At 56.8% G+C, this 21,988-nt stretch carries 20 protein-coding genes; 12 read left to right on the top strand and 8 right to left on the bottom strand.

Features of this window, described 5'->3' with window-relative positions; translation table 11 throughout:
- The first annotated feature begins 49 nt into the window (after window positions 1-49).
- Window positions 50-946 (top strand): LysR family transcriptional regulator, encoded by an 897-nt coding sequence (locus tag C6A40_RS04465; protein WP_058657635.1) that lies wholly within the window; start codon window positions 50-52, stop codon window positions 944-946.
- Window positions 947-953: 7 nt separating this feature from the next.
- Here C6A40_RS04465 and umuC read toward each other — a convergent pair whose 3' ends face one another.
- The 3 genes from umuC to C6A40_RS04480 form a co-directional block, all read right to left on the bottom strand.
- Window positions 954-2,216, bottom strand: a complete 1,263-nt coding sequence (umuC, locus tag C6A40_RS04470; protein WP_008500531.1) for a translesion error-prone DNA polymerase V subunit UmuC — start codon at window positions 2,214-2,216, stop codon at window positions 954-956.
- The gene (gene umuD / locus C6A40_RS04475) at window positions 2,200-2,634 is read right to left on the bottom strand and encodes a translesion error-prone DNA polymerase V autoproteolytic subunit (RefSeq protein ID WP_008500532.1); all 435 of its coding nucleotides are present in this window, start codon (window positions 2,632-2,634) and stop codon (window positions 2,200-2,202) included. Before umuD ends, umuC begins: the two co-directional genes overlap by 17 nt.
- Window positions 2,635-2,793: 159 nt before the next feature.
- Window positions 2,794-3,660, bottom strand: coding sequence for an aldo/keto reductase family oxidoreductase (locus C6A40_RS04480; protein WP_032651641.1), 867 nt, complete (start codon window positions 3,658-3,660; stop codon window positions 2,794-2,796).
- A 143-nt stretch (window positions 3,661-3,803) separates the two neighbouring features.
- Here C6A40_RS04480 and tcp point away from each other — a divergent pair, with 143 nt between their 5' ends.
- Window positions 3,804-5,465, top strand: a complete 1,662-nt coding sequence (tcp, locus tag C6A40_RS04485; protein WP_023292604.1) for a methyl-accepting chemotaxis citrate transducer — start codon at window positions 3,804-3,806, stop codon at window positions 5,463-5,465.
- A gap of 27 nt (window positions 5,466-5,492) precedes the next feature.
- On the opposite strand, the gene smrA is transcribed toward tcp, so the two are convergent.
- Both smrA and C6A40_RS04495 read right to left on the bottom strand, forming a co-directional pair.
- Window positions 5,493-6,056: a DNA endonuclease SmrA gene (gene smrA / locus C6A40_RS04490; RefSeq protein WP_025911514.1), complete on the bottom strand. Its 564-nt coding sequence runs from the start codon at window positions 6,054-6,056 to the stop codon at window positions 5,493-5,495.
- A gap of 357 nt (window positions 6,057-6,413) precedes the next feature.
- The gene (locus tag C6A40_RS04495; protein ID WP_008500536.1) at window positions 6,414-7,325 is read right to left on the bottom strand and encodes a LysR family transcriptional regulator; all 912 of its coding nucleotides are present in this window, start codon (window positions 7,323-7,325) and stop codon (window positions 6,414-6,416) included.
- Window positions 7,326-7,500: 175 nt separating this feature from the next.
- Between C6A40_RS04495 and C6A40_RS04500 the strand changes: the two genes are divergently transcribed.
- From C6A40_RS04500 to uspE, 7 genes are all read left to right on the top strand, one after another.
- Window positions 7,501-8,811 carry a M20 family metallo-hydrolase gene (locus C6A40_RS04500; RefSeq protein ID WP_045336041.1) on the top strand — a complete coding sequence of 437 codons (1,311 nt, stop codon included), beginning with the start codon at window positions 7,501-7,503 and terminating at the stop codon, window positions 8,809-8,811.
- Window positions 8,811-10,256, top strand: a complete 1,446-nt coding sequence (locus C6A40_RS04505) for a M20 family metallopeptidase (RefSeq protein WP_045336043.1) — start codon at window positions 8,811-8,813, stop codon at window positions 10,254-10,256. Before C6A40_RS04500 ends, C6A40_RS04505 begins: the two co-directional genes overlap by 1 nt.
- A 41-nt stretch (window positions 10,257-10,297) precedes the next feature.
- Window positions 10,298-11,824: a p-aminobenzoyl-glutamate transporter gene (gene abgT / locus C6A40_RS04510; protein WP_021241160.1), complete on the top strand. Its 1,527-nt coding sequence runs from the start codon at window positions 10,298-10,300 to the stop codon at window positions 11,822-11,824.
- Window positions 11,825-11,834: 10 nt separating this feature from the next.
- Window positions 11,835-12,350, top strand: coding sequence for a methylated-DNA--[protein]-cysteine S-methyltransferase (gene ogt / locus C6A40_RS04515; RefSeq protein ID WP_021241159.1), 516 nt, complete (start codon window positions 11,835-11,837; stop codon window positions 12,348-12,350).
- A gap of 183 nt (window positions 12,351-12,533) precedes the next feature.
- Window positions 12,534-13,286 carry a fumarate/nitrate reduction transcriptional regulator Fnr gene (fnr, locus tag C6A40_RS04520; protein WP_006174991.1) on the top strand — a complete coding sequence of 251 codons (753 nt, stop codon included), beginning with the start codon at window positions 12,534-12,536 and terminating at the stop codon, window positions 13,284-13,286.
- A 147-nt stretch (window positions 13,287-13,433) separates the two neighbouring features.
- Entirely contained in the window at window positions 13,434-13,616 is a 183-nt protein-coding gene (locus C6A40_RS04525; protein WP_239991044.1) for a hypothetical protein, read from the top strand.
- 109 nt (window positions 13,617-13,725) lie between these two features.
- Complete coding sequence (gene uspE / locus C6A40_RS04530) at window positions 13,726-14,676, top strand: universal stress protein UspE (RefSeq protein ID WP_008500542.1); 951 nt, start codon at window positions 13,726-13,728, stop codon at window positions 14,674-14,676.
- 122 nt (window positions 14,677-14,798) lie between these two features.
- On the opposite strand, the gene pntB is transcribed toward uspE, so the two are convergent.
- Complete coding sequence (gene pntB / locus C6A40_RS04535) at window positions 14,799-16,187, bottom strand: Re/Si-specific NAD(P)(+) transhydrogenase subunit beta (protein ID WP_021241158.1); 1,389 nt, start codon at window positions 16,185-16,187, stop codon at window positions 14,799-14,801.
- Between the two features lie 10 nt (window positions 16,188-16,197).
- Complete coding sequence (gene pntA / locus C6A40_RS04540; RefSeq protein ID WP_045336048.1) at window positions 16,198-17,727, bottom strand: Re/Si-specific NAD(P)(+) transhydrogenase subunit alpha; 1,530 nt, start codon at window positions 17,725-17,727, stop codon at window positions 16,198-16,200.
- 535 nt (window positions 17,728-18,262) lie between these two features.
- Between pntA and ydgH the strand changes: the two genes are divergently transcribed.
- The 3 genes from ydgH to folM all read left to right on the top strand — a co-directional run bounded on the left by ydgH (window position 18,263) and on the right by folM (window position 21,536).
- The gene (gene ydgH, locus C6A40_RS04545) at window positions 18,263-19,207 is read left to right on the top strand and encodes a DUF1471 family protein YdgH (RefSeq protein ID WP_008500545.1); all 945 of its coding nucleotides are present in this window, start codon (window positions 18,263-18,265) and stop codon (window positions 19,205-19,207) included.
- 184 nt (window positions 19,208-19,391) lie between these two features.
- Window positions 19,392-20,774: an amino acid permease gene (locus C6A40_RS04550; protein WP_008500547.1), complete on the top strand. Its 1,383-nt coding sequence runs from the start codon at window positions 19,392-19,394 to the stop codon at window positions 20,772-20,774.
- A gap of 39 nt (window positions 20,775-20,813) precedes the next feature.
- Window positions 20,814-21,536 carry a dihydromonapterin reductase gene (folM, locus tag C6A40_RS04555; protein ID WP_021241156.1) on the top strand — a complete coding sequence of 241 codons (723 nt, stop codon included), beginning with the start codon at window positions 20,814-20,816 and terminating at the stop codon, window positions 21,534-21,536.
- On the opposite strand, the gene C6A40_RS04560 is transcribed toward folM, so the two are convergent.
- The gene (locus C6A40_RS04560; protein ID WP_021241155.1) at window positions 21,533-21,868 is read right to left on the bottom strand and encodes a GlpM family protein; all 336 of its coding nucleotides are present in this window, start codon (window positions 21,866-21,868) and stop codon (window positions 21,533-21,535) included. The two genes, folM and C6A40_RS04560, sit on opposite strands and share 4 nt — an antisense overlap.
- Window positions 21,869-21,988 lie beyond the last annotated feature (120 nt).

Genomic DNA, 21,988 nt, shown 5'->3' on the forward strand with positions numbered 1-21,988 from the left:
TCTGGAGATATCCCATGAAACCGATGGCACTTATAAGCAAAATCATTAAATGAATAATAAGCTCAATGCCATTTCTACCTTTCTGCGCGTCGCTGAAGCGGGCTCGTTTTCAGCGGCTGCCCGTCAGACCGGTATTAAGCAGTCCGCCGTCAGTCAACAGATCGCGGCGCTTGAGGAAGAGCTTGGCGTGGTACTGCTGCACCGTACGACGCGTACGATGAAGCTGACCGAACAAGGGGAACGCTACCGGCGTGATATGCAGCTCGTGCTGGACGCCATGGGGGAAGCGGAGAGGCGTTTACATCCTGTCGATCATAGCGTTCAGGGACGCGTCCATGTCCAGTTGCCGAGCGGCCTGGGGCAGATCATTTTGCCGCATCTGCTGGCGTTACAGCGCCTGCATCCCGAGCTGCAGCTGATGCTTTCCCTGGATGACCGCCTTGCCGATCTGGTGGCGGAGGGCGTGGATGTCGCGATACGGCTGAGCAGCGAGCCTCCGCAGGCGCACGCGGCTCGCGTGCTGGGACGGATTGAAGCTGCACTGTTTGCCGCTCCCGGTTTTCAGGCGGTACACGCGGTCAGCGAACTGGCGACGCTGCCACACGTACGGTTCAGCGGCATTCCGCCGGATGCTCCCCTGCGCCTGATGTCTGACGAGGAAACGGTCGAGGTCAACGTGAATACCGTTTTCCGTGCCAACACCAGTGAGGCGCTGCTGCAGGCGCTGGAGTCAGGCATCGGTATCGGCGGCATGCAGCGACCGCTCGTGGCCAGGGCTCTGCAGGCGGGCACGCTGGTACCGGTGCTGCCCGACTGGCGGTTACCCGATCGCTTCCTCTATGCCGTTTATCCTGATGCCCGCTTTATTCCGCAGCGCGTCAGAAAGGTCGTCAGCGTGATTGAGCAATTACTGCCTGAGATCGCGACCCACAACGCCACAAAATAACCGCCTTTTACCTCGCCACCGGTAAATCCGCGTACCGCGTCGTATAGGCCGGTGACAACATCTCTCGCTTCATCGCCCACGGTTTCTCAATCCCCTGCCCGGCAAACCATATCTTCCCTTTGCCGGAGTGATTGACGCTGTCGATCATCTCCATCAGCGCCGCGCTGTTGGCGCGCAGGCGATTGTCGTCAAACAGATTAAGCTGAGCGACACCGCTGCTGAAAAAGTCCGCCAGCATGACACCGGCCTTCATATAGCGATACCCGTCGAGCCATATCCGCCCCAGCGCCTCCGTGGCGGCACGGATGATATCCCGCGAGTCATTGGTGGGCGTCATCAGGGTGACCGAAGCCTGATTACCGTAATAAATTTCGTTGTCCGCATGCGGGCTGGTGCGCACAAACACGCTGATAAAACGACAGTATTGATGCTCGCCGCGCAGTTTCTCTGCGGCGCGTTCCGCGTAGGCGCAAATCGCCTGGTGCATCTCTTCATATTGCGTAATGCGATGACCAAACGAACGGCTACAGATGATTTGCTGCTTCGTGGGGGTGTACTCTTCCAGGTCAAGACAGGGCTCGCCGCGAAGCTCGCGCGCCGTACGCTCCAGCACCACGTTAAAATGTTTGCGAATGACCCACGAGGAGGCCTCCGCCAGCTCCAGCGCCGTGGTAATCCCCATCGCGTTCAGTTTTTTCGTGATGCGCCGCCCTACGCCCCATACCTCCTCTACCGGAACCTTTGCCAGCAGTTTACGCTGCCGCTCGCGGCCTGACAGATCGACCACGCCGCCGGTACTGGCCCACCGTTTCGCCGCATAGTTGGCCAGCTTTGCCAGCGTTTTTGTCGGGGCAATGCCGACGCCAACGGTTAAGCCCGTGTTTTTAAAGACCTGCGTGCGCATCTGGTGTCCGAACGCGTCCAGCGACATGCAGTTACCGATCCCTGAAACGTTCACGAACGCCTCGTCAATCGAGTAAATTTCTATGGCCGGAGCCAGATCCGTCAGCGTCTGCATCACCCGACTGCTGAGGTCAGCATACAGCGCATAGTTCGAACTGAAGACGTAAACCCTCGCCGGAAAAAGCTTCTCTTTGAATTTAAAATAAGGCTCACCCATTTTTATGCCGAACTGCTTTGCCTCCCGCGAGAGTGAAATGATGCAGCCGTCGTTGTTGGACACCACCACGATGGGCTTCCCCTCCAGATCGGGGCGGAATACCTTCTCGCAGGAGGCATAGAAGCTGTTCACATCAACCAGCGCGAACATGTTTATGCGTTTTAAGCGTGTGGGTGACGACGCCGAAGATCTGCAGCTCCTCTTCGGACTGAAAGGTAATCGGCTGATAGCGGGCGTTATGTGGCAACAGCCTCAGAACCGGGCGCGTCTGTAGCTCTTTCACCGTAAACTCACCGGCGACCGACGCCACGACGATATCCCCATGTTCGGCATTTAACGAGCGGTCAACCACCAGCAGATCGCCGTCGCCAATCCCCGCGCCAATCATGGAGTCTCCACTCACCTTGATAAAATAGGTCGCACTGGGGTGCCTCACTGCCAGCCGGTTAAGATCGAGACGATCCTCCACATAATCCTGCGCCGGGCTGGGAAACCCACAGGCAACACGTTCTAAAAACAAAGGTAGTTCAATGATTTGTTTTGGTTGATAAGAAAAGAGAGTGTCCATGATGCCTTTCTCGCCATATACTGTATATAAATACAGTATTACGGATTATGGTCAGGGATCAAGGTCATTTCCGGAAGCGAACCCAAACGCGTTGAAGTGTCAGAAGATTTAAAACGCGCAAAGCCCGGAAGCACATGTCGGGCTTTGTGCCTGTGACGATCAGTCCATCAGCGTGTTCAATGTTTCCAGCGCGTCAGGCGGCAGTTGCAGTTCCCCCGCCGCGAGGTTTTGCCGCAGATGCGCCACGGAAGAGGTGCCCGGGATCAGCAGGATATTCGGAGAACGCTGCAGCAGCCATGCCAGCGCAACCTGCATTGCCGTGACGCCCAGTGAATCCGCGACAGCCTTCAGCCCGGACGATTGCAGCGGCGTAAAGCCGCCCAGTGGGAAGAACGGCACATACGCAATCCCCTGCTGCGCAAGCAGATCCACCAGCGCATCATCACCCCGGTTCACAATGTTGTACATGTTCTGCACGCACACCACCTGCACCATCTTCTGCGCTTCCGCGACCTGGGTGGCCGTGACGTTGCTCAAACCAATATGCCGCACCAGCCCCTGCTGCTGTAATTCTGCCAGGGTGGAGAGCGGTTCAGCAATCGACCCTTCCGCTGGCCCGTGCGCGCTAAACATAATTCGCAGATTCACCACGTCCAGCACGTCCAGCTGCAGATTACGCAGGTTGTCATGCACCGCCTGCGTCAGCTCCTGCGCGGAAAAGGCCGGCAGCCACGCGCCTTTGTCGTTGCGACGGGCGCCAATCTTGGTGACGATCGTCAGATCGTCCCGGTAAGGATGAAGCGCCTCGCGGATCAGCTGGTTCGTGATATGAGGACCATAAAAATCACTGGTATCAATGTGGTTCACTCCCGCCGCCACGGCCTCGCGTAACACGTCCAGCGCGGCCTGCTTATCCTTCGGCGGCCCAAAGACGCCCGGCCCGGCCAGCTGCATCGCGCCGTAGCCCAGCCGTTTCACCGTCCGCGTCCCGAGCGCGTATGTCCCGCTTTTATCAATGCTGCTCATGTTGACCTTCCTCATAAAAATGATCCGGATTTACAACAGGTTCCCAAAAGGGCCCCTTAGTTAAGCGCGAGTTAATTAAAGTTTACATTCTCTACGACGATAGTAATGAAGTAACCCTGCATCTTCTCTAACGGACGACCGCTATGCTGAAAAATCTGCACGTGATTACCGGTATTATCTTTGCCCTCACCATATTCTGCCTGCTGCAAGTTGTCACGGGAGGGTTGTTCTACTCTGCCGTCAGTAACGATCGCCATAACTTCCAGAACTCCGGCGTGCTCAATGCCCAGCAGGAAAGCCTGAGCGACAGCGTGAACACGCTGGTGAAAACGCGCGTCACCGTCACCCGCGTGGCGATCCGCTACCTGAAAAACCAGCGTGACCCGGCTTCCCTGGCGGCGATCAATAAACTGCTGGGCACCGCAGGCGACTCGCTGGCAAAAGCCGAAGCCTATAACAAAGAGTGGCAGAAACTGCCGCAGGTTAAGGGCCAGGAGGCGGCATTGACCGACGAGATGCAGAAATCCTGGAACCAGATGCACGAAGTCATGCGTTTATCGATTGAGTATCTGCGCGCCGACAACTATCAGGCCTATGGCGATCTGGATGCGCAGCAGGCGCAGGACAATATGGAAGCGGTCTATAACCGCTGGCGCGCCGAAAATAACACCCTGCTGAAGGCCGCAACCGAAGAGAACCAGAGCAGCTTCACGCAGATGCAGTGGACGCTGGCGGCAATTCTGCTGGCCGTTATCGCGGTTCTGGTGGTCATCTGGCAGGGTTTACAGCACCTGCTGTTAAAACCACTCCACTCCATTATGGACCATATTCGCGCCATTGCAGGGGGCGACCTGACGCAGGAGATCGCTATCTCGGGCCGCAATGAGATGGGTCAGCTGGCCGCCGGCCTGCATGAGATGCAGCAGTCGCTGGTGACCACCGTCAGCGCCGTACGCGGAAGTACCGATTCCATCTACACCGGCGCAGGCGAAATTGCCGCAGGAAGCAACGATCTTTCCGCCCGCACCGAGCAGCAGGCCGCCTCGCTCGAAGAGACCGCCGCCAGCATGGAAGAGCTGACCGCGACGGTTAAACAGAACTCCGATAACGCCCGTCAGGCCACGCTGCTGGCGAAAAACGCCTCTGAAACGGCCGCGCGCGGCGGTCACGTCGTGGATAACGTGGTTCGCACCATGAACGAGATTGCCGACAGTTCGCAGCAAATTGCGCATATTACCGGCGTGATTGACAGCATCGCGTTCCAGACGAACATTCTGGCGCTTAACGCCGCGGTGGAAGCGGCACGCGCCGGGGAACAGGGGCGTGGTTTTGCGGTTGTCGCAGGGGAGGTCCGGACCCTGGCGAGCCGCAGCGCGCAGGCGGCGAAAGAGATCAAAGGGCTTATCGAGAACTCCGTCAGCCGGGTGAATACCGGTTCTGAGCAGGTTAGCGAGGCAGGCACCACCATGAAGGAGATCGTCGCCGCCGTGACCCGCGTGACCGATATCATGGGCGAGATTTCCTCTGCCTCTGACGAGCAGAGCCGCGGCATTGAACAGGTGAGCCTGGCCGTTTCGCAGATGGACAGCGTGACGCAGCAAAACGCCGCGCTGGTGCAGGAGTCCGCCACGGCGGCAGCGGCGCTGGAAGATCAGTCCGAACAGCTGCGCCAGGCGGTGGCCGCGTTTCGTCTGAACGGCAAAGAAAAAGCGGTAGCTCCACGTCCGGCCAGCGTGAAAACGCCTCAGCTGTTGCGCCCGGCAACCGCAAACGCCGCCACCGACAGCAACTGGGAAACCTTCTGAATCACCGGCGGGCGAGGAGATCGCCCGCTAGCGGCTGCGCTTGGCGTGCCGCTCCCAGTTCTCCTGTTTTGCTTCATCGGATTTACGCAGTGAAACGTAGCATGCCCCGCTGCCGCCGTGATGCGGCAGCGCCACGCAGAAGGCCTGCACTTCCTCGAACTCCGTTAACCAGCGCGCCAGATAGCTGCGCACCACATTAGGATGCGAGTTCTGCTCGCGCCCTTTTCCGTGAATGATAATCAGATTGCGTAACCCGTCACGTCCGGCCTGGCGAATAAAAGAATAGAGCATCTGACGGCAGCGTTCGGCGGGCTGACGCAGGAGGTTTAAGCTGGCCTGGCGGGCATATTTACCCGAGCGCAGCTTCTCGATAACGCCCTGCTGCACCCCTTCGCGCCGGAACGCCAGCGGTTCTTCCAGGGGAAGAAGGTCAAGAAAATCCAGCGTCAGGAAGTTATCCAGCTGTTCACTATCCACCTCCTGGCGCGCCCGCGTATTGCGGCTGGGCTGCCAGTGAATATCCGGGCCACGCTTCAGCGGCTGGACATCTTCCATGGCGTCAAGAAAAAAGGATTTGTCGTCAGGGTTCATGGATATCCTCCGGCTACAACTGAGGACGGTACTATACCTGCGCCTGAGACTGGCCTCAATCACCGTTACAGGCCCTCATGCGCCGCAAATATTAACCTGATGAATATATATAGTATTTATAAAATAAAGTTAAATATGACTTAACTAAAATTTCAGCAAAGATGAAATAAGTGATTTGTGTTAAATTTTCGTAAAATCAAACACTCAATATCCTTTCATTTTGCGGGAAAGGTGTTATACCTAAATATACCTGCTTCATGGATATAATATTCAGGATTGGCGAAAGGACGCACTGCTGTGTGTACTGGAGGATCTGTCTGATGTCGGGCAGATCCTGTTTTTTTTATTATCTCCCTTTCACGCCGCGATTATTTTTCTCGCTTCCCGTCTGAACTGCGTAATTAATGATTCAGCCAGGGGCGTCTGACGTGAATCACGGCGCTGAATTAAATAATATGCTGCTTTTGGAAGCGATTCGACAACCGGCAGCATGACCAGGCGGTGCGCCAATAGCGGGTCACAGCCTAACTCCTGCGGCAATATGCTTAGAAAATCACTTTGCGCAACCAGGCTTATGCAGGAAGAAAAGGTTTCGCAGACCACACCAATTCGCGGTATTTGCGAGCGATGGCTAAATACCTCTTCTAGCTGCTTATAATAACTTCCCCGCGGCGTCGGCATTGTCCAGTTATAATGCAGGAGTTCGTTAATCGACGTTGCCCCCGTTGCCGGATGCCCTTCGCGACAAAATACCGCAAATGGCTTCTCAAAGAGTTTTTCAAACGTAAATTCCTGGTCGTAAGGTCCCTGATAATAAGTATTGATGGTGAAATCCAGCTCTCCCTGCCGTAATTCGTTGATCATCGACACCAGCTGCCCTTCCATTATCCGCACTTTGACCTGCGGATGTTGGGCATGAAAGCGGGTGATAACGGCGGGCATCAGGCTGCGCGAAACGCTGGCCCCCATCCCGATGTTGATCTGCCCGGCCTGTTCCCCCTGCCGCTGACGAATGTCATCCTGCGCCGCGCGCAGCTCTTCCAGAATTAACCGGGCGCGCTGGTAAAAACCCTCGCCGCATTCGGTCAACGCCACGCCCTTACTCCTGCGCACGAAAAGCTGCGCCGCCATGCCCTCCTCCAGCTCTTTGATGGATTTGGTCAGCGCCGGCTGCGAAAGATTCAGCGTCCTGCTGGCACCGCGAATGCTGCCCTGACGTGCGACTTCAACAAACGCCCGGAGATGATGGAATTTAACCTGAAATGACATAGCCCGACCGATAACCGTTGTTTATCAGAGTAAAGAAACTGTCATCTACTTTACTGGAAAGGGATGTGCGAGGGTAATTCCTGAACGGTTAAAACTGTGAAAAATCGGTTAGTGATAAGTAAAAACTATCACAGCGTGAAGCAGTTCACATATTTTCATGATGACAGGAACAGATATGGACACACTGGCGCAGTACATCCAGACGTTAACCCCGCAGCTGAGCGCGTGGCGTCGCGATTTTCACCATTTTGCGGAATCCGGCTGGGTAGAGTTTCGTACCGCCGCGAAAGTTGCGGAGACCCTGAACTCGCTGGGTTACGAACTGGCGATGGGCCGTGACGTGGTCGATGCCGAAAGCCGGATGGGGCTGCCCGATGAGGCAACCCTGGCGCGAGAGTTTGCCCGCGCGCGGGCGCAAGGCGCGCCTGAGAAATGGCTGGCGCCGTTTGAAGGCGGCTTTACCGGCATTGTCGCCACCCTGAATACCGGCCGCCCGGGCCCAACCCTGGCGTTTCGCGTGGACATGGACGCCCTTGATTTAAGCGAAGCGCTCGACGACAGCCATCGCCCGTTCCGCGACGGGTTTGCCTCCTGCAATCCGGGCATGATGCACGCCTGCGCGCACGACGGCCACACCACCATTGGTCTGGGACTGGCACAGGTGCTTAAGCAGAATGAAGCCCGGCTCAACGGCACCATTAAGCTGATCTTCCAGCCTGCTGAAGAAGGCACGCGCGGCGCGCGCGCCATGGTTGCCGCCGGGGCGCTGGATGACGTGGACTATTTCACGGCCATTCATATTGGTACCGGCGTCCCTGCCGGTACGGTGATCTGCGGAAGCGATAACTTTATGGCCACCACCAAGTTCGACGTGAGCTTCACCGGCGTGGCCGCACACGCGGGCGGTAAGCCGGAGGACGGGCGTAACGCCCTGCTCGCCGCCGCGCAGGCCGCCCTCGCCCTGCACAGCATCGCTCCGCACAGCGACGGCGCATCCCGGGTGAACGTCGGCGTGATGCAGGCGGGCAGCGGGCGCAACGTGGTGCCCGCGAATGCCCTGATCAAAGTTGAAACCCGCGGCGAAAGCGAAGCGATTAATCAGTATGTCTTTGAACGCGCGCAGGCCGTCATTACCGGCGCGGCGGCGCTCTACGGCGTGAGCGCCGAGATGCGCCTGATGGGGGCTGCCACCTCCAGCGCGCCGACACCGGCGTGGGTGGATTATCTGCGCGAACAGGCGAGCCAGGTTTCCGGGGTTGTTCATGCCATCGATAAGGTGAAAGCGCCAGCGGGTTCCGAAGACGCCACGCTGATGATGGCCCGCGTGCAGCAGAACGGCGGCATGGCGTCCTATATGGTGTTTGGCACGGATTTGAGCGCCGGACATCACAACGAAAAATTCGACTTCGATGAGCAGGTCATGACTATCGCCATCGAAACGCTGGCGCGAACAGCGCTCAATTTCCCGTGGACGCGAGGTGTGTGATGCAGGAGAACTACGCTTTTATTGCCGATGCGATCGACACGCGATGTCGGACCTTAACCGATATTGCCGACGCGATCTGGGATCGTCCCGAAACCCGCTTTGAAGAGTTCTGGTCCGCCGAACGGCTGGCCAGCGAGCTGGAAGCAGAAGGCTTCACGCTGACCCGCGAGGCAGGCGGCATTCCCAATGCCTTTATCGCCAGCTTCGGCAGCGGGAAACCGGTTATCGCCCTGCTGGGCGAGTACGACGCGCTGGCCGGGTTAAGCCAGCAGGCACACTGCGCGACGGCGCAAACCGCCACGCCGGGGGCTAACGGCCACGGCTGCGGACATAATCTCTTAGGCACCGCAGCGCTTGCGGGCGCGGTGGCGGTGAAAAGCTGGCTGGAGCAGCACGGCGGCAGCGGAACGGTGCGTTTTTACGGCTGTCCCGGTGAAGAAGGCGGCTCCGGGAAAACCTTTATGGTGCGCGAAGGGCTGTTTGATGACGTCGATGCCGCCGTCACCTGGCACCCGGAAGCCTTTGCCGGGATGTTTAACGTCAGCACGCTGGCGAATATTCAGGCCGCCTGGCGTTTTCACGGCGTGGCGGCGCACGCGGCCAACTCTCCTCACCTGGGACGCAGCGCCCTGGACGCCGTGACGCTGATGACCACCGGCACCAACTTCCTTAACGAACACATCATCGAGAAAGCGCGCGTCCATTACGCCATTACCGACACCGGCGGGATTTCGCCCAACGTGGTGCAGGCGCAGGCCGAGGTGCTGTACCTGATCCGCGCCCCGGAGATGGCGGATGCGCAGCAGATCTACGAGCGCATCGAGAAAATCGCCCAGGGCGCGGCGCTGATGACCGAAACGACCGTCGAGTGCCGCTTTGATAAAGCCTGCTCCAGCTACCTGCCGAACCGCACGCTTGAGGCCGCGATGTATCGCGCCCTGCAGCACTACGGCACGCCGGAGTGGACCGAGGAAGAGCGAGAGTTTGCCCGCGAGATCCGCGCCACGCTGACGCCCAACGATTTACAAAACAGCCTGAAAAATATTGCCGCCACGGGTGGTGAAGCGGGTAAAGCCTTTGCCCGTCGTCATCAGGCGACGCTGCTGGTGGATGAAGTCGCGCCCTATGCCGTCACCGACAACGTGCTGGCGGGTTCAACCGACGTGGGTGACGTCAGCTGGAAAATGCCGGTCGCCCAGTGCTTCAGCCCCTGCTTTACCGTCGGCACGCCGCTGCACACCTGGCAGCTGGTGTCTCAGGGGCGAACCTCTATTGCCCACAAGGGCATGCTGCTGGCCGGGAAAGTGATGGGCGCGACCGCGCTCAATCTGCTGCAGGACGCCGCGCTGCTGAAAAAATGCCGTGAAGAGTTCGAACAACAACTAGAAGAAAAACCGTACGCGTGTCCGATCCCACCGGGCGTGACACCGTCACCTTTAAAATAAAAAAACACAACACAACAACACAACACTCCCGAGGAACGCCCATGAGTATGTCATCCATACCTTCGCATTCCCCATCCGGTAAGCTCTATGGCTGGGTTGAAAGGATCGGCAATAAAGTGCCGCACCCTTTCCTGCTTTTTATCTATCTGATTGTGATTTTGATGGTCGCCACCGCCGTGCTCTCCGCCTTTGACGTCAGCGTGCGCAGCCCGGCCGACGGCAGCCTGGTGGCGGTGAAAAATCTGCTGAGCATTGAAGGGCTGCACTGGTTTTTACCCAACGTGATTAAAAACTTCAGCGGCTTCGCCCCGCTCGGCGCCATTCTGGCGCTGGTGCTGGGCGCCGGGCTGGCCGAACGCGTCGGTCTGCTGCCCGCATTGATGGTGAAGATGGCTTCTCACGTCAGCGCGCGCTACGCCAGCTACATGGTGCTGTTTATCGCCTTCTTCAGCCATATCTCCTCCGACGCCGCGCTGGTGATCATGCCGCCGATGGGGGCGCTGATCTTCCTCGCCGTCGGGCGCCATCCCGTGGCGGGCCTGCTGTCCGCGATTGCGGGGGTGGGCTGCGGTTTTACCGCTAACCTGCTGATCGTGACCACCGACGTGCTGCTCTCGGGCATCAGTACGGAGGCGGCAAAAACCATTGATGCGGCCATGCACGTCAGCGTGATCGACAACTGGTACTTTATGGCAAGCTCGGTCATTCTCCTGACGATTGTCGGCGGGCTGATTACCGATAAGATCATTGAGCCGCGCCTGGGCAAATGGGAAGGCCGCAGTGATGAAAAGCTGGAAACCCTGAGCGAAGCGCAGCGCTTCGGCCTGCGCGTAGCGGGGATTGTCTCGCTGGCGTTTATCGCCGCGGTGGCGCTGATGGTGGTGCCGGAAAACGGCATATTGCGCGATCCGGTTAAACATACGGTCCTGCCCTCGCCGTTTATTCAGGGCATCGTGCCGCTGATTATCCTCTTCTTCTTCGTTGTTTCGCTCGCCTACGGTATCGCCACCGGCAAAATCCGCCGCCAGGGTGACCTGCCGCAGCTGATGATCGAGCCGATGAAAGAGATGGCGGGCTTTATCGTGATGGTGTTCCCGCTGGCCCAGTTTGTGGCGATGTTTAACTGGAGCAACATGGGCAAGTTTATGGCCGTGGGCCTCACCGACGCGCTGGAGGCTGCCGGGCTAAGCGGCGTACCGGCGTTTGTCGGTCTGGCGCTGCTGTCATCCCTGCTGTGCATGTTTATCGCCAGCGGCTCCGCCATCTGGTCGATTCTGGCCCCGATCTTCGTGCCGATGTTTATGATGCTGGGGTTCCACCCGGCTTTCGCGCAAATCCTGTTCCGCATCGCGGACTCTTCGGTTATCCCGCTGGCGCCGGTTTCACCGTTTGTTCCGCTGTTTTTAGGCTTCCTGCAGCGCTATAAACCCGAGGCCAAACTGGGTACCTACTATTCGCTGGTTTTACCCTACCCGCTTATCTTTTTAGGGGTATGGCTGGTGATGCTGGTGGCGTGGTATCTTGTCGGCCTGCCGATTGGGCCGGGGATCTACCCGAGGCTGAACTAAGGGAATGAGGATGCTGAGATTACTCGAAGACAAGATTGCGACGCCGCTTGGGCCGCTGTGGGTGATCGCGGACGAGCAGTTTTGCCTGCGCGCCGTTGAGTGGGAAGAGCACAGCGACCGCATGGAAGAACTGCTTGCGATTCACTACCGCGCCCAGGGGTATGAACGTATCCGCGCCACCAATCCGGGTGGACTAAGCGACAAGCTTGCGGCGTACTTCGAAGGCGATCTCAGCATCATCGACACGCTGCCCACCGCCACGGCGGGCACCCCTTTTCAGCGCGAAGTGTGGCAGGCGCTGCGGGCCATTCCCTGCGGGCAGGTGATGCATTACGGCCAGCTCGCGGAGCAGTTAGGTCGCGCTGGGGCCGCACGCGCCGTAGGTGCCGCGAACGGCTCTAACCCGGTCAGCATCGTGGTGCCCTGCCATCGCGTTATTGGCCGCAACGGCACCCTGACCGGCTATGCCGGTGGCGTGCAGCGAAAAGAGTGGTTGCTGCGTCACGAAGGGTATCTCTTACTCTAGTTCCCAGGCTTTTTGTGCTTAATTTTCTTCCGGTTAGGCTAAAAATCCATAATCAAGCTGTGGAATTTCAAGAAGATGGCGGCACATTGCCGTCTCTTGTCCTTATTGAGGGTTTGTCAGGCTTACGTACTTACCAAAAAGATGTTAAAATTGACCAATATCAATTAAGGCTTGAGCAAACCTATGATCCCGGAAAAGCGAATTATACGACGCATTCAGTCTGGCGGTTGTGCTATCCATTGCCAGGATTGCAGCATCAGCCAGCTCTGTATCCCGTTTACCCTGAATGAGCATGAACTCGATCAGCTTGATAATATCATCGAGCGTAAAAAGCCTATTCAGAAAGGGCAGACGCTGTTTAAAGCGGGAGACGAACTGAAATCGCTCTATGCTATCCGTTCTGGCACCATCAAGAGCTACACCATCACCGAACAGGGCGATGAGCAGATCACCGGCTTCCATCTGGCGGGTGACCTGGTAGGCTTTGATGCCATCGGTACGGGCCACCACCCGAGCTTTGCTCAGGCACTCGAAACCTCGATGGTTTGCGAAATTCCGTTTGAAACCCTGGACGATCTGTCCGGCAAGATGCCTAACCTGCGTCAGCAGATGATGCGTCTGATGAGCGGTGAGATCAAAGGCGATCAGGACATGATTCTGCTGCTTTCTAAAAAGAACGCAGAAGAGCGTCTGGCCGCGTTTATCTACAACCTCTCCCGCCGCTTCGCCGAGCGTGGCTTCTCGCCGCGTGAATTCCGTCTGACCATGACCCGTGGCGATATCGGTAACTACCTGGGTCTGACCGTGGAAACCATCAGCCGTCTGCTGGGTCGTTTCCAGAAAAGCGGGATGCTGGCCGTTAAGGGTAAATACATCACTATCGAAAACGGTGAAGCGCTGGCCGTTCTTGCCGGGCACGCCCGCAACGTGGCGTAAACGCCATACGTATACTGCCAGACCGATAAATTTTCCTGATTTATGGGTCTGGCCTGTCACCCCGTCTTTTATCTGCCCTTTTCACCGTAGCACGTCCCCACACAGCACCCAAAAGGGTCTCGTTGAGGTTATGAATTGAGAGAAAGTTTGTTTTTCGTTTCAGTCGTGATTGTCTCAGTGACCTTTATCTTCATCTGGATCATGCTTGTCGGCCCAATGAAGGGGGAGGAAAAAACCTACGTTCAGGACTCCACGACCTTTGCGATAGCGGTGATGGTGCTGCTGTTTATTGCGTTTATCGCGGTAACGACCACGGTGCTTTTCCTCTGATAAATTTTCATGAATTATTGATCTGGCAAAAGCTCTCCTCTGTTTCATTCAGGATATATAGGTTACTCTTTTAATTACAGACTGTGGTGACAGTAGTAAGGAGACCTGTATGGCCAAGTATCAAAACATGCTGGTAGCAATCGATCCGAATCAGGACGATCAGCCGGCATTACGACGTGCTGTGTATTTACATCAACGGATTGGTGGCAAAATCAAAGCGTTTTTGCCGATCTATGACTTCTCGTATGAGATGACCACCCTTCTGTCGCCTGACGAGCGCACCGCTATGCGTCAGGGCGTCATCAGCCAGCGTACCGCGTGGATCCGCGAACAGGCGAAGTATTACCTGGAAGCGGGCGTGCCCATTGATATTAAAGTGGTCTGGCACAACCGACCTTTCGAAGCCATCATTCAGGAAGTCGTTGCCGGTGGGCACGATCTGCTGCTGAAGATGGCGCACCAGCACGACAAGCTGGAATCCGTGATCTTCACCCCGACCGACTGGCACTTGCTGCGTAAATGCCCTTGTCCGGTCTGGATGGTGAAAGACCAGCCGTGGCCTGAAGGCGGGAAAGCCGTTGTGGCGGTAAACCTCGCCAGCGAAGAGGATTACCACAATTCGCTGAACGAGAAGCTGGTGAAGGAGACCCTCCAGCTTGCCGACCAGGTCAACCACACCGAAGTGCATCTGGTAGGTGCCTATCCGGTTACCCCGATTAACATAGCCATTGAGCTGCCGGAATTTGACCCGAGCGTGTATAACGACGCCATCCGCGGTCAGCACCTGCTGGCCATGAAAGCGCTGCGCCAGAAATTCAGCATCGATGAGAAAATGACCCACGTGGAAAAAGGGCTGCCTGAAGAGGTGATCCCGGACCTGGCTGAACACCTGCAGGCGGGGATTGTCGTGTTGGGTACCATTGGACGTACCGGTATTTCTGCCGCCTTCCTCGGCAACACCGCCGAGCAGGTGATCGACCATCTGCGCTGCGACCTGCTGGTTATCAAGCCGGATGAGTACCAGACGCCGGTTGAGCTTGACGATCCGGAAGACGATTGACCCGCAAGATGAAAAAAAACCGTCGGCGAACCGGCGGTTTTTTTTGCCGGGTGGCGGCTACGCCTTACCCGGCCTACGGGTTTGGTAGGCCCGGTAAGCTTGCGCCACCGGGCTTTACCCTGTCAGAGCGCTTTCAGAATCGCATCCACGCTGGCTTTGGCATCGCCAAACAGCATGTGGGTGTTCTCTTTGAAGAACAGCGGGTTCTGCACCCCGGCATAGCCGGTATTCATTGAACGTTTAAACACGATCACGTTCTGCGCCTTCCACACTTCCAGAACCGGCATCCCGGCGATTGGGCTACGCGGATCGTCCTGCGCCGCCGGGTTAACGGTGTCGTTAGCCCCAATGACCAGCACGGTGTCGGTGTCGGCGAAATCATCGTTGATCTCGTCCATCTCCAGCACGATGTCGTAAGGCACTTTCGCCTCCGCCAGCAGCACGTTCATGTGGCCTGGCAGACGCCCCGCCACCGGGTGAATACCAAAGCGCACCTTGATGCCGCGCGCGCGCAGCTTCTCGGTGATCTCCGCCACCGGATACTGCGCCTGTGCCACCGCCATGCCGTAGCCCGGGGTGATAATGACCGAGTGCGAGTTTTTCAGCATCTCGGCGGTATCTTCCGCGCTGATCTCACGGTGCTCACCCACTTCCTCATCGGAGCCGGTAGACGAGCCGTCAGAACCAAAGCCACCGGCGATGACGCTGATGAACGAGCGGTTCATCGCCTTACACATGATGTAAGACAGGATCGCACCGGAAGAACCCACCAGCGCACCGGTGACGATCAGCAGGTCGTTGCTCAGCATAAAGCCCGCCGCCGCCGCCGCCCAACCGGAGTAGGAGTTCAGCATGGAGACCACCACTGGCATATCCGCACCACCGATGGACGCCACCAGATGCCAGCCGAAGGCCAGCGCGATGATAGTCATCACCAGCAACGCCAGCACCTGCAGACCGACGCTTTCGGTACGCACGAAGACCACCAGCAGCACAAACGATACCACCAGCGCCGCCAGGTTCAGCTTATGACGGTTTGGCAGCATCAGCGGCTTAGAGGAAATCTTCCCGCGCAGCTTGCCGAACGCGACAATGGAGCCGGTGAAGGTGACCGCGCCAATGAAGATACCGAGGAACACTTCCGTCAGGTGAATATTCACCAGAATCGGTTCCAGACCTGGCGTGTGGTACAGGTAGCTGTTGAAGCCCACCAGCACCGCGGCCAGACCCACAAAGCTGTGCAGAATTGCCACCAGCTCCGGCATTTCGGTCATTTCAACGCGTTTCGCCAGGCGAATACCAATCGCACCGCCGATGATCATCGCCACCAGGATCCACGCCACGTTGCCGGTGTCCGGCCCGAAGATGGTGGCAATCAGCGCAATCGCCATCCCGGCGATACCAAAGTTATTCCCCTGCTGAGACGTTTCGTGTTTGGAAAGCCCCGCCAGACTGAAAATAAACAGGATTGCAGCAACAATGTATGCGGCTGTCACTAATCCTCCAGACATATGCTACCCCTTAGCCTTTACGAAACATTTTCAGCATGCGCTGAGTCACGGTGAAACCACCGAAAATATTGATACTGGCGATCAGCACCGCGATAAAGCTCAGGAAGCTGATCCAGCCGCCGTGGCCAATCTGCAGTAACGCCCCCACCACGATGATCCCGGAGATGGCGTTGGTCACCGACATCAGCGGCGTATGCAGCGCATGGGAGACGTTCCACACCACGTAGTAGCCCACGACGCAGGAGAGCGCGAAGACGGTAAAGTGGCCGAGGAACTCTTTCGGCGCGACGTCAGCCAGCCAGCCGAACAGAATAATCACCAGCGCCATGATCGCGTATTTGCGCCACGGGGAAGCCGGTTTGGCAGGTTCTTTTGGTTCAGGCGCCGCTTTAGGCGCTGCCTGAGGCTGGGCCGAAACCTGAATCGGTGGCGCAGGCCAGGTAATTTCACCTTCACGCACCACGGTCACACCGCGCACCACCACGTCGTCAAAATCGACGGTGATGTTGCCGTCTTTCTCTTTGCAAAGCAGCTTCAGCAGGTTGACGAGGTTGGTGCCGTACAGCTGAGACGATTGCGTCGGCAGGCGACCCGGCAGATCGGTATAGCCGATCACCTTCACGCCGTTTGCGGTCATGGTCACCTGATTCGCTACGGTATATTCGCAGTTGCCGCCGTTTTGGGCGGCCAGGTCGACAATCACGCTGCCCGGCTTCATGGAGTCCACCATCTCACGGGTAATCAGCTTCGGCGCCGGTTTACCCGGGATAAGCGCGGTGGTCACAATGATGTCGACATCTTTCGCCTGCGCGGCGAAGAGTTCCATTTCGGCTTTGATAAAGGCTTCGGACATCACCTTCGCATAACCATCACCGCTACCCGCTTCTTCCTTGAAGTCCAGCTCAAGGAATTCGGCCCCCATACTCTGGACCTGTTCTTTCACCTCAGGACGGGTATCAAACGCGCGAACGATAGCGCCCAGGCTGTTTGCCGCACCGATGGCTGCAAGTCCCGCCACGCCCGCGCCAATCACCATCACCTTCGCCGGAGGGACTTTACCCGCCGCGGTGATCTGACCGGTAAAGAAGCGACCAAATTCGTGGGCCGCTTCAACGATGGCGCGGTAGCCCGCAATGTTTGCCATCGAACTTAAGGCGTCCAGCGACTGGGCGCGCGAAATACGCGGCACGGAGTCCATCGCCATCACGGTGACGCCGCGCGCGGCCAGTTTTTCCATCAGCTCAGGATTTTGCGCAGGCCAGATAAAGCTCACCAGCGTGGTGCCCGGATTCAGCAGCGCAATCTCACTCTCTTCCGGTGCGTTGACCTTCAGAATAACCGGCGACTGCCACACGTCGGCACTGTCCACCACTTCCGCGCCAGCCTGAATAAAGGCCTCGTCATCGAAACTCGCCAGTTTGCCCGCGCCGCTTTCAACTGCGACGGTAAAACCCAGCTTAAGCAGTTGCTCCACCGTTTTCGGTGTTGCCGCTACGCGGGTTTCATTGGCTAACCGTTCTTTTGGTACCCCAATACGCATAGTTTTCCCTTCCATCGGTTTTTGATGATGGTTTAACGATAAGTGCCCGCGGTTTGTATCATTTTTCGCCATCACGCAAGCAATGAGACACAATTCACCCCGGAAAATAAAACAGTAACAAACTGTCTATAACCTACTGAAAATAGCGGCCGTGATCTACCGCCAGAAAACACTATTTCTTACTTTATCTGTGAAAAATAAGCGATCGGCGTCACTGACAGTGATATTTACCTTAAATTCATCGCCAGAACCGATAATTCGCGCAAGCGAAGCGGTAAAAACATGATATAGCGCCATAAGAGAACAACTTATTAACATTAAATTAACTTGTAAAAGTCATAAGCTTTATCAGTTTTACTTGTCAAACGCGTGTTTTTTCAACATATCACTAAATGTTATCTAATAAGGTGATTCAGTGAGCACAGGCAGTGAAAAATGGCGCAGACAGCGACGGGTTTTAAATGCCATAATCGGGACCGTCTCAAATTAACAACAATACCAGTACATGGTTTGCGCAAGGCGAAGGATCATTTTTATGAAGCTTAAGAACACACTCCTGGCGTCCGCACTTCTCTCCGCGACCGCCCTGTCTGCGAATGCCGCAACAGAGTTAACGCCGGAGCAAGCGGCAGCGTTAAAACCTTTTGACCATAAGGTCATTGTGGGTCGTTATAATTCTATTGGCGACGCCGTCGCCGCTGCATCAAAGGCCGCTGATAAAAACGGGGCAGCCTCGTTTTATGTTGTTGACCAGTCTGATAACGGCAACAGCGGTAACCAGCGCGTGACCATTGCGCTGTATAAGGACAACGCGCCAAAAGCTGACGCACCGAAAAACCGCGTGATTAACGGTGTTGTTGAACTGCCGAAAGATCAGGCAATTGCGCTGGAACCGTACGACACCGTCACCGTTCAGGGCTTTTACCGCAGCCAGCCTGAAGTGAACGATGCCATCACCAAAGCCGCGAAAGAGAAAGGGGCCTACTCTTTCTACATCGTGCGTCAGGTCGATGCTAACCAGGGCGGCAACCAGCGTATTACCGCGTTCATCTATAAAGAAGATGCGAAGAAACGTGTTCTGCAGAGCCCGGATGCGATTCCGGCAAACTCCGAAGCCGGTCGCGCGGCGATAGCGAAAGGCGGCGAAGAAGCGAAGAAAGTGGAAATCCCAGGCGTCGCAACGACGGCTACGCCAAGCGCTGAAGTGGGCCGTTTCTTTGAAACGCAGTCCACGAAAGGTGGTCGTTATTCGGTTACGCTGCCAGACGGTACCAAAGTTGAAGAGCTGAACAACGCCACTGCCGCGCAGATGGTGCCGTTCGACAGCATCAAATTTACCGGCAACTACGGCAACATGACGGAAGTCTCTTACCAGGTCGCGAAGCGTGCGGCGAAGAAAGGGGCGAAGTTCTACCACATCACCCGCCAGTGGCAGGAACGTGGTAACAACGTGACCATCAGCGCCGATCTGTACAAGTAACAAAATCGTTTAAAAAAGGCGGCGCAATGCCGCCTTTTTTGTTACTTTTTTTGAATTTCTGCCACACGTCATTGCATGCTTTCGTTACACTCCGTAAAATCCCGCGCCTTAGTGTGATCCACCATTTTTATGCGCCTGAGCGAAATAATTATTCTGGATTTTGACCTTTCATAACAGGAAGCCAATGGAAAAGAAACTTGGCCTGAGTGCTCTGACTGCACTCGTTTTAAGCTCAATGCTGGGTGCGGGCGTATTCAGTTTGCCGCAAAATATGGCGGCCGTCGCCAGCCCGTCTGCCCTCATCATTGGCTGGGGCATTACGGGTGTCGGAATATTGCTGCTGGCCTTCGCCATGCTGCTGCTGACGCGCATTCGCCCGGATCTGGACGGCGGCATTTTCACCTATGCCCGGGAAGGTTTCGGCGAGCTGATTGGCTTCTGCTCCGCCTGGGGATACTGGCTGTGTGCGGTGATCGCCAACGTCTCCTATCTGGTGATCGTTTTCTCGGCCCTCAGTTTCTTTACCGATACGCCTGAGCTGCGCCTGTTTGGCGACGGGAATACCTGGCAGTCTATTGTGGGCGCCTCGGTGTTACTGTGGTTCGTCCACTGGCTGGTGCTGCGTGGCGTACAAACGGCCGCCAGCATTAACCTGGTGGCGACGCTCGCGAAGCTGGTTCCGCTCGGCCTGTTTATCGTTCTGGCCTTCATTGCGTTCCGTATGGACGTGTTCACGCTCGATTTCAGCGGCGTTGCGCTGGGCGTCCCCGTCTGGGAGCAGGTGAAAAACACGATGCTGATTACCCTGTGGGTGTTCATCGGTGTTGAAGGCGCGGTTGTGGTTTCCGCCCGGGCCCGAAATAAACGCGATGTGGGCCGCGCCACGCTGCTGGCGGTACTGGCTGCGCTCGGGGTCTATCTGCTGGTGACGCTGCTGTCGCTGGGCGTGGTGGCGCGTCCTGAGCTGGCTGAAATGCGTAATCCGTCAATGGCGGGCCTGATGGTGAAAATGCTCGGCTCCTGGGGCGACGTGGTGATTGCGGCGGGTCTTATCATCTCCGTCTGCGGAGCCTACCTGAGCTGGACCATCATGGCGGCTGAAGTGCCTTTCCTGGCCGCGACGCACAAGGCGTTTCCACGCCTGTTTGCGCGTCAAAACCAAAACAGCGCGCCGTCTGCCTCACTCTGGCTGACCAACATCAGCGTTCAGATCTGTCTGGTGCTGATCTGGCTCACAGGTTCAGACTATAACACGCTGCTGACCATCGCCTCGGAGATGATTCTGGTACCCTATTTCTTAGTGGGTGCGTATCTGTTAAAAATTGCCACTCGCCCCGCGCATTATGTCGTGGGTGTCGGAGCCTGTATTTACGGCCTGTGGTTGTTGTATGCTTCCGGACCTATGCATCTGCTGCTGTCGGTGGTGCTGTACGCACCGGGTCTGCTGGTGTTCATCTACGCCCGCCGCACGCATCAGCTGGAGAACGCGCTGAAGCGCCGCGAAATGGCATTAATTGGACTGTTACTGGTTGCTGCTGTGCCGGCAACCTGGATGTTAGTGGGATAGCATCGCCTTTCCCATTGTTGAACTGTAAAGGAGAATACGATGGGAAATGCACCGCTTCGCCCCATACTGATCACTGGCGGAGGCCGCCGTATCGGCCTCGCCCTCGCCCATCATTTTCTCAACCTTCGCCATCCGGTCATTGTCAGCTACCGCACGGAATACCCGTCGATTGAAGGGCTGCGCAAAGCCGGGGCGGTCTGCATTCAGGCTGATTTTTCAACCGATGAAGGCATTCTGGCCTTTGCGGAAAAGGTGAAATCCACCACAACGGGTCTGCGCGCCGTGCTCCATAACGCCAGCGCATGGCAGGCCGAAAGGCCGGGTACGTCACTCAGCGAAACGCTCTCCGCCATGCTGCAGATCCACGTCAATGCCCCTTATCTGCTTAACCACGCTCTGCAGGATCTGCTCCGCGGCCACGGGCATGCTGCGGGCGACATCATTCACTTCACGGATTATGTGGTGGAGCGCGGCAGCGACAAGCACATTGCCTATGCGGCCAGTAAAGCCGCGCTGGATAACATGACCCGCTCGTTTGCCCGCAAGCTCGCCCCCGAGGTGAAGGTGAACGCCATCGCCCCGGCAATGATCTTATTCAACGAAAACGATGATGCGGAGTATCGCCAGCAGGCGCTGAATAAATCGCTGATGAAAATTGCCCCGGGCGAGAAAGAGGTCATCGACCTCGTGGATTACCTGCTCACCAGTTGCTACGTCACCGGCAGAACCTTTGCCGTGGACGGCGGCCGACCGCTGCGCTAGTGAAAGCGGCTCCAGAAGAAAATTAACACCCAGGCGCTGAGCCCCCAGCAGACCACCGCCCCGCCCAGCGCCAGGGGAAGACGCAGAAAACCGGTGAAATACCACAGCGAAAGCAGGTAGAGAAAATACGGGATGATTGACCACATGCCAAACACGATGGTCGTGCGTAACGCTTCCGTGCCGCGTTCAGACGCCACAATATAGTGGGCAATGAGTGCAAAGGTCGGGAAGAGAGGGATCAGCCCGGCAATATAGTAGTTTTTCGTTTTTGCCAGAATGCCAATCAGCAACACCACCAGCGCACCCAGCGCGGCTTTGATCACCAGAGCCATCGTTTTCCTTATAATAATCAACTCACCCTTTGGGCCAGAATAACGGAACCGGCGTTAATTTTGAAAGATTAATGGAAGGTTAAGGTTTCGCGGTGTATGTTGGCTTTTTTCACGAAAACA

The organism is Enterobacter sp. GER_MD16_1505_Eko_090 (assembly GCF_003331015.1).
Taxonomy (GTDB): domain Bacteria; phylum Pseudomonadota; class Gammaproteobacteria; order Enterobacterales; family Enterobacteriaceae; genus Enterobacter; species Enterobacter roggenkampii.